At 75.6% G+C, this 16,275-nt stretch carries 10 protein-coding genes and 1 pseudogene; 8 read left to right on the top strand and 3 right to left on the bottom strand.

Going from position 1 to position 16,275, the window contains the following annotated elements; all coding sequences use genetic code 11:
- The first annotated feature begins 2 nt into the window (after positions 1-2).
- The 7 genes from BMY40_RS15310 to BMY40_RS15340 all read left to right on the top strand — a co-directional run bounded on the left by BMY40_RS15310 (position 3) and on the right by BMY40_RS15340 (position 12,894).
- Complete coding sequence (locus BMY40_RS15310) at positions 3-326, top strand: hypothetical protein (RefSeq protein ID WP_177214019.1); 324 nt, start codon at positions 3-5, stop codon at positions 324-326.
- Complete coding sequence (locus BMY40_RS15315; RefSeq protein WP_093659759.1) at positions 323-706, top strand: GPW/gp25 family protein; 384 nt, start codon at positions 323-325, stop codon at positions 704-706. Before BMY40_RS15310 ends, BMY40_RS15315 begins: the two co-directional genes overlap by 4 nt.
- Positions 703-4,005: a putative baseplate assembly protein gene (locus tag BMY40_RS15320; RefSeq protein ID WP_093659761.1), complete on the top strand. Its 3,303-nt coding sequence runs from the start codon at positions 703-705 to the stop codon at positions 4,003-4,005. Before BMY40_RS15315 ends, BMY40_RS15320 begins: the two co-directional genes overlap by 4 nt.
- Positions 4,002-7,907, top strand: coding sequence for a putative baseplate assembly protein (locus BMY40_RS15325; RefSeq protein WP_093659763.1), 3,906 nt, complete (start codon positions 4,002-4,004; stop codon positions 7,905-7,907). The genes BMY40_RS15320 and BMY40_RS15325 overlap by 4 nt, the downstream gene beginning before the upstream one ends.
- Before the next feature lie 91 nt (positions 7,908-7,998).
- Positions 7,999-10,191 carry a hypothetical protein gene (locus BMY40_RS15330; RefSeq protein WP_093659765.1) on the top strand — a complete coding sequence of 731 codons (2,193 nt, stop codon included), beginning with the start codon at positions 7,999-8,001 and terminating at the stop codon, positions 10,189-10,191.
- A gap of 75 nt (positions 10,192-10,266) precedes the next feature.
- Entirely contained in the window at positions 10,267-11,889 is a 1,623-nt protein-coding gene (locus tag BMY40_RS15335) for a DUF6519 domain-containing protein (protein ID WP_093659767.1), read from the top strand.
- A 123-nt stretch (positions 11,890-12,012) separates the two neighbouring features.
- Positions 12,013-12,894 (top strand): peptidoglycan-binding protein, encoded by an 882-nt coding sequence (locus BMY40_RS15340; protein ID WP_093659769.1) that lies wholly within the window; start codon positions 12,013-12,015, stop codon positions 12,892-12,894.
- A gap of 56 nt (positions 12,895-12,950) precedes the next feature.
- On the opposite strand, the gene BMY40_RS15345 is transcribed toward BMY40_RS15340, so the two are convergent.
- Positions 12,951-13,844, bottom strand: a complete 894-nt coding sequence (locus BMY40_RS15345; RefSeq protein ID WP_093659771.1) for a Vgb family protein — start codon at positions 13,842-13,844, stop codon at positions 12,951-12,953.
- Positions 13,845-13,928: 84 nt separating this feature from the next.
- Positions 13,929-14,627: pseudogene (locus tag BMY40_RS15350) on the bottom strand (ATP-binding cassette domain-containing protein); the annotation flags it as partial.
- Between the two features lie 119 nt (positions 14,628-14,746).
- Between BMY40_RS15350 and BMY40_RS15355 the strand changes: the two are divergent.
- Positions 14,747-15,403: a TetR/AcrR family transcriptional regulator gene (locus BMY40_RS15355; protein WP_093659775.1), complete on the top strand. Its 657-nt coding sequence runs from the start codon at positions 14,747-14,749 to the stop codon at positions 15,401-15,403.
- A 33-nt stretch (positions 15,404-15,436) separates the two neighbouring features.
- Here BMY40_RS15355 and BMY40_RS15360 read toward each other — a convergent pair whose 3' ends face one another.
- Complete coding sequence (locus tag BMY40_RS15360; RefSeq protein ID WP_093659777.1) at positions 15,437-16,258, bottom strand: SAM-dependent methyltransferase; 822 nt, start codon at positions 16,256-16,258, stop codon at positions 15,437-15,439.
- Between the last annotated feature and the right edge of the window lie 17 nt (positions 16,259-16,275).

Here is a 16,275-nt window from a genome sequence, read left to right on the forward strand (position 1 = left end):
TCATGCACACGGGCACCGCGGTCGGCTGCCCGCACGGGGGCCGGGCGAGCGCCGCAGGCGCCGACGCGCACGGGGTGCTGGTCGACGGCCTGCCGGCCGCCACCGGCGCGCTCGTCCACACCGTCACCGGCTGCCGCCACACCGTCGACGGGGTGCCGGTGCCGTGCACCACCGTCCGCTGGACGCCGCGGGGGAGCGGGGTGACGGCGGACGGGAAGCCGCTGCTGCTGGAGGACACGCCGGGCATGTGCTTCACCGCGCGGCTCGTACCGCAGGGGCAGCCGCTTGTCGCACCGGCGACGGGCAAGGGGGTGGCCTGCGGATGAGGGCCGGAACGGTACGCCGGGACATCGCCTTCCCCTTCCGCGTCGACCGGCGCGGCCGCACCGCGCACGCGGCGCACGAGGAGCATGTGCGCGACCTGATCGAGCAGTTGCTGTTCACCAGTCCCGGAGAGCGCGTGATGCGCCCCGACTTCGGCTGCGGGCTGCTGGACCTGGTGTTCACCCCCAACAGCCCGGAGCTGGCCTCGGCACTGGAACTGTCGGTGCAGGCCTCGCTCCAGCGCTGGCTGGGCGAGCTGATCGCCGTGGAGGACCTGGACGTGGTCAGCGAGGAGAACGTCGTCCGCGTCCACCTGCGCTACACGGTGCGCGCCACGGACGGCAGGCGCGACGAGGTCTTCGAGGGGAGGGCCGAGGCATGAGCGGCGGTACGGGGACGACGGTCCCGCGCCGGGGAGACCGGCGCGGCAGGGTACGCGCGGCACGGCTGAACGGCGTGGACGCGGTGGAGGTGGGCGACGACGGACTGACCCTCACCGTCACCTTCCTGGGCAAGGCGCCGCACGGCCTGTGCCCGGAGAACATCCGCATCGACGGGGGGCGCGGGACCACGGACATCCGGGCCGTCGCCGTGGAGGTCGAGCGCGAGGAGGACCCCGAACTCGACGACCTGCTGTACGTCACCGTGGACCGGACGGGGGGCTTCGGCCGCCACCGGCTGGCGATCGTCGAGACCGACCCCTACGGGCGTCCGGGCACCGAGCCCTTCCCCGGTTTCGACCAGCGCTACCACGCGGCCGAGTTCTCGTTCCGGCCCGGCTGCCCCTCGCCCCTCGACTGCGCGGAGGCGGAGGGGGAGGGAGAGGCGGCGGAGGTGCCCGGGACCTTCCGGCCCGCGCCCGTGATCGACTACACCGCCCGCGACTACGACACCCTGCGCCGCCTCGTCATGGAACGCCTGGCCCTGACGGCGCCCGACTGGACCGAACGCAACCCCGCCGACCTGGGCACCACCCTGGTCGAGCTGCTGGCGTACACCGCCGACCAGATCAGCCACCAGCAGGACGCGGTCGCCACCGAGGCGTACCTGGACACCGCCCGCCGCCGCGTCTCCGTGCGCCGCCACGTACGGCTCGTCGACTATCCGATGCACGACGGCTGCAGCGCCCGCGCGCTGGTCGCCGTCGAGGTGGCCCGGCCGCTGACGCTGCTCGCCGGGACGTACCGCTTCGCCGCCGTGGACGTACGCACCCTCGGCCCGCGCGACCGGCCGCGCACCGGCACGGTCATCGACGACCGCGATCTGGCGGTGCTGGAGGAGCGCGGCTCGGTGGAGGTCTTCGAGCCGGTCGGCGAAGCACCGCTGCGGCTGCGGCCCGAGCACAACACCATCCGCCTGTGGACCTGGGGCGGCGAGCAGTGCGCACTGCCGAAGGGCGCCACCTCCGCCACCCTGCGCGACGAGTGGGCCGGAGAGAGGCCTGGGGAAGCGGCCGGTGACAGGGGCGGCGAGGGGACGGGCGAGGGACGCCGGGAGCGGCGACTGGACCTGCGCCCCGGAGACCTGCTGGTGCTGGAGGAGGTCAGGGGCCCGCGCTCGGGCACCCCCGGCGACGCCGACCCCACCCGCCGGCAGGCGGTACGGCTGACCTCCGTCACCCCGGCCGTCGACCGGCTGTGCGACCAGCCGGTGCTGGAAGTGGCCTGGGCCCGCGAGGACGCGCTCGCCTTCCCCCTGCACCTGACCGCGCTCGGCGGCCGGGACTGCGAGCCGGTGGAGGACGTCACCGTCGCGCGCGCCAACGTGGTCCTCGTCGACCACGGCCGCTCGCTCACCTTCCGCGGACACCTCCCCGAGCGTCTGGAGGTACCACCGGTGCCCGCCGTCGTCCCGTCCTGCGGGCCGCCCGCGTTCGGCTGCCGGACCGGTGCGTACGAGACGGAGGGCAACCGGCCCGGCAGGCTGATCCTGGACCGGCTACGGCAGACCGCCTGCGGAAGGCTGCTGACACCGGCCCACATCCGCGAACTGTCCGAGGTCGTCGGCGAGGAGGCGGTACGGCGCGCCGGGCTCGGAGTGGAGAGAGCCGGGCGGAAGGGGGAGAAGGCGGTGCCCGGCACCGCCTACGGGCAGGAGGCCGCCCTGGAGACGCTGCTCGCCCAGTCCGTCTACCCCGGCATCGCCCCGCGCCTCCGCCCCCGTCTGCACCGCTTCCCCGTCGCCCAGACCGCGCCGTTCCCCGATCCGCGCCATGTCTCGGCCGGCCAGGCCGAACGGCTGGCCGCCATCCCCGGGCGAATGCGGCGGCGGCTGGTGGAGCTGTGGCGCGGCGCCCGCGACCACGACGGGCTGAACGAACGCGAAATCACCGAACTGGCCGTGCTGTTCGGTCTGAAGACGCTGGAACGGCTGGAGCTGCGCCGCCGCCCGGTGCCCGCCCTGCGCGAACTGCTCCACCGCAGTGAACGGCTGCTGGCGGCGAAGCTGCGCCGGCTGGAGGTGCTGACGGCGCGGGCCCGCGCCGGACGCGTTCTGGACGGACGCACGGCCTGGGAGATCGCGCACAGCTGGGGCCCGGCGTACGCGGCCGGACTCCACCCGGACGAGCCGGAGCTGCACGGACCCGCGTCCGCGCTCGTACCCGAGCCGCGCGCGGCGCTCCCGGCCGTACGGCTGACCGGCGGCACGGGGAGCGGGGACGGCGGGGACGGGGAGGGGGCCGTGTGGGAACCGCGCCGCGACCTCCTCGGCAGCGGCCCCCGCGACCGCCACTTCGTCGGCGAACTCGAGGACGACGGCCGGCTCGCGCTGCGCTTCGGCGACGGGCTGCACGGGGCCCGGCCCGAACCGGGCACCACCCTGGAGGTCCACTACCGGCTGGGCGGCGGCAGGGCCGGCAACGTCGGCGCCGAGGCCATCAACCACCTGGTGCTGTGCCGGGAGGCCGGGCGGACCGGGGAAGTCGGACGGGGCTCGGACGCGGGCGAGCCGATGCCCGTGGCCGGGGTGCGCAACCCGCTGCCGGCCGCCGGCGGCACCGAACCGGAGCCCGTCGAGCAGGTGCGCCGGTTCGCGCCGGCGGCCCTCGGGCGGGTGCGGCTGCGCGCCGTGACCGCGGAGGACTACGCCGAACTGGCCTCCGCCCTGCCCGGCGTGCAGCGCGCGGCGGCCGAGATCCGCTGGACCGGCAGTGTGCGGGAGGCGCACGTCGCGGTCGACGCCGACGGCACCGGGCAGGCGCCCGCGGAACTCCTCGACGCGGTGGCGCAGTCGCTGGAGGCCTACCGCCTCATCGGCCACGACCTGGTGGTCGGGCCCGCGCGGCCGGTGCCGCTCGACATCGAGGTGGAGGTGTGTGCGGTGCCCGGCCACCAGACGGGCCGGATCCTGGCCGATCTGCGCCGGGTGCTCGGCAACCGCCGGCTGCCCGGCGGCCGGCTCGGCCTCTTCCATCCGGACGCGCTCGGCTTCGGCGAACCGGTGCGGCTCAGCCGCCTGGTGGCCGTCGCCGCGGCCGTCCCTGGCGTGGAGAGCGTACGCGTCACCCGGCTGCGGCGGCTGTTCGCGGACGCCTCGACCGACGCCCCGGACCCGACGGACCACTCGGCACTGGAGGACGGTGTGCTGCGGCTCGCCCCGCTGGAGATCGCCCGATGCGACAACGACCCGGAGCGGCCCGAGAACGGCCGCCTCGCCCTGAGGCTGGGAGGTGCGCGATGAGCTGCGGCCACCGCGACGGCCGCTCCTGCGGCTGTTCCCGCGACCGCGCATCCGGCGGAGGTGGGCGCCACGACGAGCGCCGCGCGCCGCGGGCCCCCCACAACCCGCCGGGCCGCACCGCGCTCGACCACCGGGTGGGCGAGTACGGCTCCTTCCTGGCCGCGATGCTCGACCGGCTGGCCTCGCCCGCCTACCCGGCCCTGCGCCGGCTGACCGTCCGCACCCCCGACGACCCGGCGATCGCGCTGCTGGACGCCTGGGCGGTCCTGGGCGACCTGCTGACCTTCCACTCCGAGCGGATCGCCGACGAGGGCTACCTGCGCACCGCCGACGACCACCGCTCGCTGGTACGGCTGGGCCGGCTGGTCGGGTACCGGCCGCGCCCCGGGATCGCCGCCGACACCCACCTGGCGTACACGGTGGACCGGGACCCGCGCAGCCGCGAGGACGTCCCCGTGCTGATCCCGCGCGGCTCGCGCAGCCACAGCGTGCCCGCCTCCTCCCGCGAGGAGGCGCAGACGTTCGAGACGACCGAGGACCTGACGGCCCGCTGGTCGTGGAACGACCTGAGGGTACGGCGGCGCCGCCCGGCCCCGCTGACCCCCGAGGACCTGCGGGAGCGGTCGGAGCTGTACGTCGCGGGCACGGCCAACGCCCTCTCGGCGGGCGACCGTCTGCTGTTCGTCTTCGGCGGCGGCTCAGGAGGCCCCGCGGACGCCGAGGGGGCCGGCGGCTCCACCGGTTCCGGGCAGCGGCTGCTGCTGCCGGTGACGCGGATCCGTATCGACCGGGACGACGACAGCACCGCCCTGGGCCTGCCGGTGTCGCCGCCCCCGACCCTGGCCGAGCTGGTCGGGGAGCTGCGGCGGTGGATCACACCGGCCGCCGACAGCCCCAATCCGAGGCCGGTGGGCAGCGTGCCGGTCGAGGAGTTCGACGAGCAGGTGCTGAGCCGGCTGCGGGCGGACCTCGATCTGCTGGACACCCCCGAGGCGTTCACCCGGCGGCTGGAAGAACCCGTGGAGCGGCTGGAGGAGGCGCGGGCGCTGGCCGAGCCCCACGAGGAGAGCGCCGCCTGGTTCGAGCGGCTGGCCGCCGTGCTCGTCGACCTCCGGGAGAAGGCGGCGGAGCTGGAACCGCTGCGGCCGGACGGCGCCCGCTACCGGCTCGCCGCCGGGAGCACCGGCTGGGGCGCGGGCGGGGACACGGGCGGGGACGCCGAGCCGGGCGATGCGGCGGCCCGCGCGCTCGGCGCGCTGCTGCCCGCACTGCGCTCCCCGGGGACGGAGGGAGTACGCCGTCCGACCGCGGCCGGCGCCGTACCGGCGGACCCGGCGCGGCTGTTCGGCCCGGGGCCCGACCTCGGCGCACGGCTGGCGGCGGCGCTGGACCCGTCGCTGTCCGGCCGGCTCTACGAGGCCTGGCGCCGTTCCGCACCGGCCGAGCCCCCGGCCCCCGCGACCCTCACCGATCTGCTGGCGATGCGGGTGACGGCCGCGCCCTTCGGCTCGACGGCGCCGCTCAAACCGGTGCAGGACGAGCGCGGCCGGGTGATCCGGCAGTCCGACTGGCCGCTGACGGGCAACACGCTGACCACCGTGCGGGTCGTGTTCGACACGACCGGGAAGGTGCCGGTGAGGGCGGAGTTCGTGCACGCGGAGACGACCGCGTCGGTGCAGCGCACCGAGAACCTCCCCGCCGACGTCCGCTTCGCCTTCGGCCCCGGCGAGGTCCGGCTGGCCACCCGCACCGGGCAGGACAACGACCCGAGCTGGCTCAGACGGCGTCCGGTCGACTCCCGGGAACCGGGCGTCACGGCCGAACTGAGCGGCGGGCTGCCGGAGTTGACGCTGTTCGTATCCCGGCCCGGGGCGGACGCCCGGGTGCAGGTGGCCATAAGGAACGGCGAACCGCCGCTGCAGTGGCACCTGGCCCCGGACAGGGCGGAGCGGGCCACGTACGGCGGTCACGAGCTGACCGTCGCCTACCGGACCGGCGGAGGGCCGGCTGGCGTGGAGATCGGCATCGCCACCGTCCCCGAGGCCGTCCACCGCAACGTCCTTGCCCTGGACACCGTGCACGAGAAGATCACCGCGGGCAGTTGGGTCGCGATCGAACGCCCCCGCAAGGGCGCCCCGGACGGCATTCCCGGCGACAGCGGGCTCTCACTGGTCACCACCCGCGTGACGGCCGTGCGCACCGGTTCCTACGCCCGCTACGGCATCACCGGGCGGGGCACCGAGCTGACCCTGGCCGACCCCTGGCTGGACGAGCACGACGTACTGCTGTCCCACGTCCGGGACGCCACCGTGCACGCGGCCGGCGAGCCGCTGCGGCCCGCCGACGAGCCGCTGGGCGACGACGTGGGCGGCAACGAGATCGAACTGGCTGAGCTGTACGACGGGTTGCGGCCCGGCCGGACGCTGATCCTCTCCGGCGAGCGCACCGACATCCCCGGGACCACCGGGGTGCGCGGCACCGAACTCGCGGTGATCGCCGCCGTCGAGCAGCGGGTCGACCCGGAACTGCCCGGCGACCACGTCCACACCGTGCTCACCCTCACCGCCGACCTCGCCCACCGCTACCGGCGCGAGACCCTGGCCATCCACGGCAACGTGGTGCCCGCGACACACGGCGAGACCCGCGACGAGGCCTTGGGCAGCGGCGACGCGGGCCGGGCGGGCCAGACGTTCGCCCTCTGGAACGCGCCGCTGACCTGGCTGCCCGCGGACAACGCTTCCCCGACATCCGGCCGGGGGTACCCCCACGGCGCCCGCCCCGCCCTGGAGGTACGGGTCGACGGGCTGCTGTGGCACCCCGTCGACAGCCTCGCCGGACGCGGTCCGCTGGAGCGGGTGTACGTCATCGGAACCGACGCCGACGGCCGCACCACCGTGACGTTCGGCGACGGCGTGAACGGCGCGCGCCTGCCCACCGGGCACGAGAACGTACGCGCCCGCTACCGCTTCGGCACCGGCGGGGCCGCCAACGTCGCGGCCGGCCGCATCACCCAGGCCGTCTCCCGGCCGCTGGGCGTCACCGCCGTCACCAACCCGCTGCCCGCGACAGGCGGCGCGGAGGCCGACGGCCCGGAGTCGGCCCGGCGCGGCATCCCACTGGCCGTCTCCGCGCTCGACCGGCTGGTCTCCGTCCGCGACTACGAGGACTTCACCCGATGCCGGGCGGGCATCGGCCGGGCCAGTGCGCGGGAGGTGTTCGACGGGCGGCGGCAGGTGCTGCACGTGACGGTCGCCGGCGCGGGCGACGCGCCGATCGGCGCGGACGCCGACACCCTGCACGCCCTGCGCGCCTCACTGCACGCCCACGGCGACGCCCGGCTGCCGGTGCGCGTGGACGTGCGCGAGCTGGTGCTGCTGCTCCTGGCGGCCCGGGTGACGGTGGAGCCCGACCACTCCTGGGCCGCCGTCGAGCCCCGGCTGCGGCAGGCGCTGCTGGGCGCGATGGGCTTCGAGGGGCGGGAGCTTGGGCAGCCGGCCCGGCTGTCGGAGGTCCTGGCGACGGCCCACTCGGTGCCCGGTGTGGACCACGTGGACGTGGACGTCTTCTCGGGCGTGTCCGCGTCCGCCCTGCCGGCCGGACCGCTCCTCCCCGGCGGCGGACCGCACCGGCCGCGCACGGTCGTGCCGGCCCGGCCCGCCCGGTACGACGAACAGGTCCACACCGTCACCGCCGAGGGAGGCGAGACGCTCGGCTCCATCGCCGCCCGCCACGGCATCACGCTCCCCGAACTGCTGCGGCTCAACCCCGACATCATCGACACCCGGCCGCTTCCCAGGGGCCGCTCGGTGTACGTCTTCCGCGGCGTCCGCCCGGCCCAGCTCGCGATGTTCTCGCCCGCGGTGGCGGCGGACACGCTGATCCTCACGGAGGCCCCCCGATGAGCCCGACGGCTCCCACGGCCGGCGGAACCGCCCTGACCCGCACGACCCCGACGACCCGCACGACCTCGACGAACGACGGAAGGACTCGGCCATGAGCAGGGAGCCGGACGGGCTCGCGGAGCTGCTGCCGCAGTGGCACAGACTGCGGGACGGCGGGCGCGGGAAGCAGGGGGCGCGGGACGAGCCCCTGCGCGCCCTGCTCGCCGTGATCGCCGAACAGGTCGACCTCGTACGCACCGGGGTCGAGCAGGCTTACGACGACTGGTTCGTGGAGACCGCCGCCGACTGGGTGCTGCCCTACCTCGGGGACCTGGTCGGCTACCGGCCGCTGCCCGGCTACGAGCGGGTCCTGGCCACCGGCCTGCGGGACGGCAGCCCGGAGGAGGTCTCGCGGCAGCGGCTGGCCCGCGCGCTCGCACCGCGCCGGGACGTGGCGTCCACGGTCGCCGACCGGCACCGCAAGGGCACCCCCCACCTGCTGGAGGAGCTGGCGCTGTCGGTGGCGGACCGGCCCGCGCGGGTGGTGGAGTTCTCCCGGCTGGTCGCCCACCACCAGCCGGTCAGGCTCTACGGCGCGGGCACAGCGGCGGCCGACCGGCGGCGGCTCTCGCGCGGCCGCCTGGCCGACCTGCGCGACGGGGCGGCGCTGGACCTGGCGGGCGGACCCTTCGCCACGACGGCGCGCTCGGCCGACGTACGGCGCGCGGGCTCACGCCGTACGCCCGGCGGGCACACCCCGGCCGGAGTCGGCCTGTACGTGTGGCGGCTCAGGCCGTACCCGGTGACGAACGCCCCCGCCTACTGCGTCGACCGGGCCCGCAGCCTCTACACCTTCTCCATCCTCGGCAACGACACCCCGCTGGTGACCCGGCCCGAGCCGGAGCCGTCGGCCACCCACGTCGCCGCGGTCGACAACGTCCCCGCGTACATCCGGCGCCGGCAACTGAACGACCGGCTCGCGGACTACTACGGGCCGGGCAGGTCCTTCGCGATCCGGCGGGACGAGGACGGGGAGCCGGTGCCGCCGTCGGACATCGTCGTCGCCGACCTCACCGACTGGCGCTACCGCCCGCGCCGCGGCCAGGTCGCGGTCGACCCGGTGCTCGGCCGGATCGCCTTCGGCTCCCGCTCCGCCCCGCGCCGGGGCGTGTGGGTCGACTACCACCACGCCTTCCCCGACGACACCGGCGGCGGGGAGTACGCCCGCCCCGGCCGCACCACCCCCGACGCCGCCACGGTCCACCGGGTCGGCCCCGGATGCGCCCACCAGCGGATCATGGACGCGTACGCGCGGTGGCGCGAGGACCGGCGGGCCGGGCGCTGCGGCCCCGAGGGGATCATCGAGATCACCCACAGCGGCGCCTACCAGGAGCAGCTGGACTTCGACCTCGGCCCCGGCGACCGGCTCCAGTTGCGGGCCGCGGAGGGCACCCGCCCGGTGATCCGCCTGCTGGACTGGTACAGCAACCGGCCGGACGCGCTCAACATCCGCGCGGACGAGGAGTGCGCACCGGGCCGGGACGCGCCGCGCATCACCCTGGACGGGCTGCTGGTCGCCGGGCGCGGCCTGAACGTCACCGGGCCGGTCGGCGAGGTCGTCATCCGGCACTGCACCCTGGTGCCGGGCTGGTCGCTGCGGCCGGAGTGCGAGCCGCAGTCGCCGGACGAGCCGAGCCTGGTCCTGGAGCGCACCACCGCGTGCGTGCGGATCGAGCGCAGCGTCCTGGGCACCGTCCAGGTGCTCGGCGACGAGGTGGGCACCGACCCGCTGGAGATCCACGTCCGCGACAGCGTCCTGGACGCCACCGGCCACGACCGGGAGGCGCTGTCCGCGCCCGACTGCCGCCACGCGCACGCCGTCCTGTACGCGCACCGCACCACCGTGATCGGGGAGGTGTACGCGCACGCCGTCGCCATCGGCGAGAACAGCGTGTTCACCGGGCGGATGCACGTGGCCCGGCGCGGGACCGGCTGCCTGCGCCACTCGTACGTGCCGCCGGGCTCGCGCACACCGCGCCGGTACCGCTGCGTGCCGGGCCGTCCGGCGGGGCGGGGCGAGGCGGAGCGGGTGCGCCCGCTGTTCGCGAGCGAGCGCTACGGGACGCCCGCGTACGCGCAACTGGCCGACGACTGCCCCCGGGAGATCCTCCGGGGCGCGGAGGACGGCGCCTCCATGGGCGCCTTCCACGACCTGTACCTGCCGCAGCGCGAGGACAGCCTGCGCGCCCGGCTCGCCGAGTACACGCCCGCCGGCACCGACGCGGGGGTCCTGTTCGTGACCTGAACCGCCGGGCGGCCAGGAGCCCGGATCCGCAGACCTCGCAGACGTACGGAAAACCTTTCGAGGGGGACCCCTTCCATGCACGCTGATCTCTCCCGCATCACCTTCCGGCCGGAGCGGCACTACTCGGCGGTGCTCGCCCAGCAGGGCCGCGTACAGCTAGACGCGGACGCCAACGAGCAGACCGCGATCCAGCTCCACCAGGCCCGTACCATCGCCGCCGACCTGATCGGGCGGCACGGCGGACCGGCCGGTGCCACCGGCTTCGCCATCGGGCTCGACAGCCGCGGCCACGAGCTGGACGACCTGACCATCGGGGGCGGCCGCTACTACGTCGACGGCATCCTGTGCGACGCCTCCCGGCCCGCCCCCGGCGATGCCGTCGAGGACGATGACGGCGACGGCGGCGGCCATGACGGCGGCCACGGCGGTGAGGACGGCGGGTGCGACGGTGACGGCCGGGACCGGGCGGGAGGCCGGGCCGGGGACAGGGCCGGGGGAACGGACGCGACACCCGCCCACTGGACGTACTGGGACCAGCCCGACGGCCACCGCGACCCCGAGCGCCCCGGTGACCGGCTGCCCACCGCCTTCCCCTACCTGGCCTACCTGAAGGTGTGGGAGCGGTCGGTGACCGCGGCCGAGGACCCGGTGCTGCGCGAGGTGGCGCTCGGCCCCGACGTGCCGGACACCGCCGCCCGGGTCAAGGTGGTCTGGCAGGTGCTGGCGCTGCCCGGCTCCGATCTGGGGGTGGAGGACGGCGAGACCGGCAAGGACGCCCTGCGCACCGCCTTCCGCCGGTGGGCCGACGAGCGCTCCGCGCCCGGCTCGCGCATGGCGGCGCGCAGCCGGCGCCCCGAACGGGCCGACGAGGACCCGTGCCTGCTCCGGCCCGACGCCCGCTACCGGGGCCCGGAGAACCAGCTCTACCGGGTGGAGGTCCACGAGGGCGGGACGGCGGACGAGGCGACCTTCAAGTGGTCCAGGGAGAACGGCTCGGTGGTCCTGCCCGTGGACGGCCTCGACGGCACCTGGGTGGAGCTCGCCACGCTCGGCGGCGACGGCAGGCTCGACCTGAACACCGGGGACTGGGTGGAGTTCGCCGACACCGCCTACACCAGCCGCGGCGAGCCGCTGCCGCTGCTGCGGGTGGAGGAGGTGGACCTGCCGGGGCGGCGCGTGAGGCTGTCGGGTGAGCCCGCGGGCGGCGTCGGCCGGCGCCCCGAACTGCACCCCTGCCTGCGCCGCTGGGACCACCGCGAGGAGCCGCGGCGCGGCGGACGCGGCGCGCGCGGCCGGCTGAGGGGCGGGGCGGTCCGGGTCGAGGAGGGCCGCTGGCTGCCGCTGGAGGACGGTGTCGAGGTGTACTTCGAGCCTGGCGGCGCCTACCGGCCGGGGGACCACTGGCTGGTCCCGGCCCGTACCGCCACCGGGGCGGTGGAGTGGCCGGTGAACGCCGCCCGCAAACCGCTGCTGCGCGCACCGGCCGGCATCCGGGTGCACTACGCGCCGCTGGCCTGGGTGATGGGCGAGCACGGCGTCTCCGACCTGCGGCTGTCCTTCGGCCCGCTGGCCGGTCCCGTTCCGGCGGCGACCGAGGAGGAACTGGCGGCCGAGGCCCGGGCGGAGGCCGAGGCGCGGGCGCTGGCCGCCCAGGGAGAACCGGAGAGCCCGACGGACACGGCCGGACCGCAGGCCTGACATGCGGACGGGAATCCCGGTACCGGCCCCGGTGCCGGCTCCGGCGCACACCTTGGCACGAACCCCGGTGCGAACCCCGGCGCGAACACGGCGCCGGGCACATCCGAGAGGAGCGAGTGACGCATGGCCACACCCCTGAGCGCCTCACGACTGGTCAAAGCGCTGCGGGACGAGGGCCTGGAGGTCCGCGAGTACCGCAACTGGCGCACGCACAACCGCAACGGAAAAGGGCCCTGGGGCCCGGTGAACGGCGTCATGATCCACCACACCGTCACCAGAGGCACCGACCACACCGTCGAGCTGTGCTACGAGGGGCACTCGACGCTGCCGGGCCCGCTGTGCCACGGCGTCATCGACAAGGAGGGCGTGGTGCACCTGGTCGGCAACGGCCGCGCCAACCACGCCGGGCTGGGCGACGGCGACGTGCTCAGAGCCGTCATCGACGAACGCGCCCTGCCCGACGACAACGAAGCCGACACCGACGGCAACCGCCACTTCTACGGCTTCGAGTGCGTCAACCTCGGCGACGGCAGGGACCCGTGGCCCGAGGCGCAGAAACTGGCGATCGAGAAGGCCGCGGCCGCCGTCTGCCGGGCGCACGGCTGGACCGAGAAGTCCGTGATCGGCCACCGGGAGTGGCAGCCCGGCAAGGTGGATCCGCGCGGCTTCTCGATGGACACCATGCGGGGCCGCATCGCCAAGCGCCTGGGCAGGAAGGCGGACGGCCCCACCAAGCCGGCGCCCAAGCCGCCGGCGCGTTACGAGCCCTTCCCCGGAGCGGACTTCTTCCGGATCGGCCGCGAGAGCAGGATCGTCACGGCGATGGGCAAGCGGCTCGTGGCCGAGGGCTGCGGGCGCTACAAGGTGGGCCCCGGTCCCCGGTGGAGCGAGGCCGACCGGCAGTCCTACGCCGCCTGGCAGCGCAAGCTGGGCTTCACCGGCAAGGACGCCGACGGCATCCCCGGTCCCACCAGCTGGAAGAAGCTGCGCGTCCCCGACGTGTGAGGCGCGGTGACGCGCGGTACGCGTCCCCGCCGCCCTCCGTGCGCCCTCGTGCGCGGCTACACCTCCAGCCGGGCGATCTCCCCGATCTCCAGAGCCACGTACAGGGCCCCGTCGGGACCGAAGGCGAGGCCGTGCGGTTCCGAGGAGCCCACCGGCAGGTCGTACTCCTCGACGCGGCCGTCCCCGTCGACGGAACCGACCCGGCCCGCCCCCCACTCGGTGAACCAGCACAGGCCATCGGGCCCGGCGGTGATCGCGTGAGGGCGGCAGGCGGGGTCGGGCAGGGGGAACTCGTCGATGCGGCCGCCGGTGGTGATGCGGCCGATCCGCCCGGCGCCGATCTCGGTGAACCACAGCGCGCCGTCGGGGCCACGCGTGATGCCGACCGGCGCGGCCTTCGGAGTGGGGAGCGGATGGACCACCACCTCCCCGTCGAGGCCGATCCGGCCGACCGCGTCCGCCTGGTTGAGGGTGAACCACAGTGCCCCGTCGGGCCCGTCGGCGATGGCGGAGGGGAAGGCGCCGGCGGCCGGCAGGGAGAACTCCGTCATCCGGCCGTCGGTGGTGACGCGGCCGATCCGGCCGGTGCGCGTCTGGGTGAACCACAGCGCCCCGTCGGGACCGCACACGATGCCGAACGGGCCGCTGTCCGGGGTCGGGACGGGATACGAGGCCGTCCGCCCGGACACGGTGATCCGCCCGATCCGGTGATCCCGGAGACGGGTGAACCACAGCGCCCCGTCGGGGCCCGGGGCGATCACCGAGGGCCCGCAGGAAGCGGAGTCGAGTCGGTGGACGTCGAGCCGGCCGCCCGGCTCGAGCCGGGCGATCTCTCCGGAGTGGACCAGGGTGCACCACAGGGCTCTGTCGGGCCCGGCCGTCAGGGCGTAGGGACCCGCGCCGGACCCGGGCACGGGTATGCGGTCGATGGAGCGGGCGGGGCGTGGCATGAGGCATCTCCTCGTGGGCGTGGCGCGGGCGGCCTGTGCGGCGGATCCGGTCCGCGCGGGGGTTCAGTCGACGGCGGCGGGCGTACGGACCGCCCGCAGTTCCAGATGCCGGCCCCGCCACCGCCGCCGCAGCAGGCGGTCGTGGCTGACGACGACGAGTGCGCCGCCGAAGCCCGCCAGAGCGGCCTCCAACTCCTCGACGAGGGCGGGGGATAGGTGGTTGGTCGGCTCGTCCAGCAGCAGCACCTCGGGCGCGGCGGTGAGGACCGCGGCCAGCCGCAGCCTGACCCGCTCGCCGCCGGAGAGGCCGCCCACCGGGCGGTCGCGGCGCAGCCGCCCCAGGCCCAGGCCGTGCAGGGCGCGCTCCAACCGGGCGTCGGCGTCGTAACCGCCGCGCAGCTCGTAGAGCGTCAGCAGGTCCCCGTACTCGGCCAGGCGCGACTCGTCGCCGCCGGCCATCTCGGCCTCCAGGCGGCGCAGCCGCTCCTCGAGCGCGCGCAGTTCGTGCAGGGCGCGGTCCAGGACGTTCTGGACGGTCAGGTGTGCCGGCAGCCGCTCGTCCTGGGCGAGGTGGCCGACGCCGCCCTCGGCATGGAGGGCGATCTCTCCCCGGTCGGGGCGTTCCCGGCCGGCCAGCAGGCGCAGCAGGGTGGTCTTGCCGGAGCCGTTCTCGCCGACGATCCCGGTGCGCTCACCGGCGGCGAGCGAGCACGTGACCGAGTCGAGGACGATCCTCCCGCCGTAGGACTTGATGACGGCACGGACGGTGATCTGCGTGGGCATGCGGGCACTCCGAAGCATTCGTGGACGGTGCGGCCGACAGGGGCCGCAGGGCCGGGTGAACGCTTCGGAAGAGCATCGGCGACTCCTTAACGCGACAACAGTTGCGTTATCATGGTGCCATGGCACCGTCCGAGGAGGTAATCGGGATCTCCGGCTCGAACTCCACCGCGCCCGCTCCGGCCCGCCGTCCGGGAGGCCGCAGCGCCCGCGTTCGGGAACGGGTCCTCGACGCCGTCCGCGTCCAGCTGGTGGAGCACGGCTACGACGAACTCACCGTCGACGCCGTGGCCGCCCGCGCGGGCGTGCACCGCACCACGGTCTACCGGCGGTGGCGGGACGTGGGAGGCCTGCTCGCCGACGTCCTCGACGCGGCGGGGGACGACGGGTGGCGGCCGCGGGACACCGGCGACCTGGCGGGCGATCTGACGGCGCTGAACCAGGAGGTGTACGCCGCCCTGACCGAACGGCCGTCCGTCACCGCCGCCCTGATCGCCGCGTCGTTCCGCTCCGCGGAGGCTGCCGACGCCCTGCGGCGCTTCTGGGACGACCGGTACGCGCGCTGCGAGGCGGTCGTCCAACGCGCGGTACGGCGCGGGGAGACGCCGGCGGGCACCGACGCCCGGGCCCTGCTCGTCGCCGCCACCGCGCCGCTCTACCACGAGCTGGTCCTCCTGCGCACCCCGCCCGACCCCCGGCTGCCCGGCCGGGCGGCCCGCGCCGCCGCCGGCGCCGCGTCCGCCGGCGCTTTCACCGAACCGCCGGCGGGCGGCGCCTGACGACGGGCCGGCCCGGACGGCCCCGGGCGTCCGTCAGGGCTTGCGGGCCACGCCGCAGTAGAAGGCCACCTCGTCGGGGAGCTCACCCGCCGGCGAGGGCTCCGGCCGCCACCGCGAGCACGACACCACGCCCGGCTCCAGCAGCTCCAGCCCGTCGAAGAACCGCGAGACCTCCTCGGGCGTGCGCTGGTGGAGCTTCGGCGTGCCGACGCTGTTCCAGTACTCGACCGCCGCGTCCACGTCGTCCAGCCCGGGCGCGGTGATGGTGTGCGACAGCACCAGGTAACTGCCGGAGGGGACCGCGTCCACGAGCCGCTTCACGATCGCGCGGGCCCGGTCGGTGTCCTCGACGAACATCACGATGCCCAGCAGCATGACGGCGACCGGCTCGGTGAAGTCCAGGGTCCTGGCCGCCTCCCGCAGGATGGCGTCGGGGTCGTGCAGATCGGCGTCGAGGTAGTCGGTGACGCCCTCGGGGGTGGAGGTCAGCAGGGCCCTGGCGTGCGCCAGCACGATGGGGTCGTTGTCGGTGTAGACGATCCGGGCGTCCGGCGCGATGCGCTGGGCGACCTCGTGGGTGTTCTCGCTGGTCGGCAGACCGGTGCCGATGTCCAGGAACTGCCGGACGCCCGCCTCGCCGGCCAGATGGGTCACCGCGCGGCCCAGGAACGCCCGGTCGGCCCGGGCGTAGTCCAGGATGCCGGGGTGGATCCTGCGGACCTGGTCGCCGGCGGCCTTGTCCACCTCGTAGTAGTTCTTGCCGCCCAGCCAGTAGTCCCACATCCGGGCCGAGTGCGGGACGGTGGTGTCGATCCGGGCCGACACCTGCTCGGACGTGGTCGTTCCATCTGCCATGGGAGCCCCCTCCTGAG

Origin of the sequence: Streptomyces radiopugnans (assembly GCF_900110735.1) — a bacterium.
GTDB lineage: Bacteria > Actinomycetota > Actinomycetes > Streptomycetales > Streptomycetaceae > Streptomyces > Streptomyces radiopugnans.

Coding starts and splice junctions, on each gene's coding strand:
- BMY40_RS15325 (WP_093659763.1), top strand. CDS start 4,002: ATGAGCTGCGGCCACCGCGACGGCCGCTCCTGCGGCTGTTCCCGCGAC.
- BMY40_RS15330 (WP_093659765.1), top strand. CDS start 7,999: ATGAGCAGGGAGCCGGACGGGCTCGCGGAGCTGCTGCCGCAGTGGCAC.
- BMY40_RS15355 (WP_093659775.1), top strand. CDS start 14,747: ATGGCACCGTCCGAGGAGGTAATCGGGATCTCCGGCTCGAACTCCACC.
- BMY40_RS15360 (WP_093659777.1), bottom strand. CDS start 16,258: ATGGCAGATGGAACGACCACGTCCGAGCAGGTGTCGGCCCGGATCGAC.
- BMY40_RS15335 (WP_093659767.1), top strand. CDS start 10,267: ATGCACGCTGATCTCTCCCGCATCACCTTCCGGCCGGAGCGGCACTAC.
- BMY40_RS15320 (WP_093659761.1), top strand. CDS start 703: ATGAGCGGCGGTACGGGGACGACGGTCCCGCGCCGGGGAGACCGGCGC.
- BMY40_RS15340 (WP_093659769.1), top strand. CDS start 12,013: ATGGCCACACCCCTGAGCGCCTCACGACTGGTCAAAGCGCTGCGGGAC.
- BMY40_RS15345 (WP_093659771.1), bottom strand. CDS start 13,844: ATGCCACGCCCCGCCCGCTCCATCGACCGCATACCCGTGCCCGGGTCC.
- BMY40_RS15315 (WP_093659759.1), top strand. CDS start 323: ATGAGGGCCGGAACGGTACGCCGGGACATCGCCTTCCCCTTCCGCGTC.
- BMY40_RS15310 (WP_177214019.1), top strand. CDS start 3: ATGCACACGGGCACCGCGGTCGGCTGCCCGCACGGGGGCCGGGCGAGC.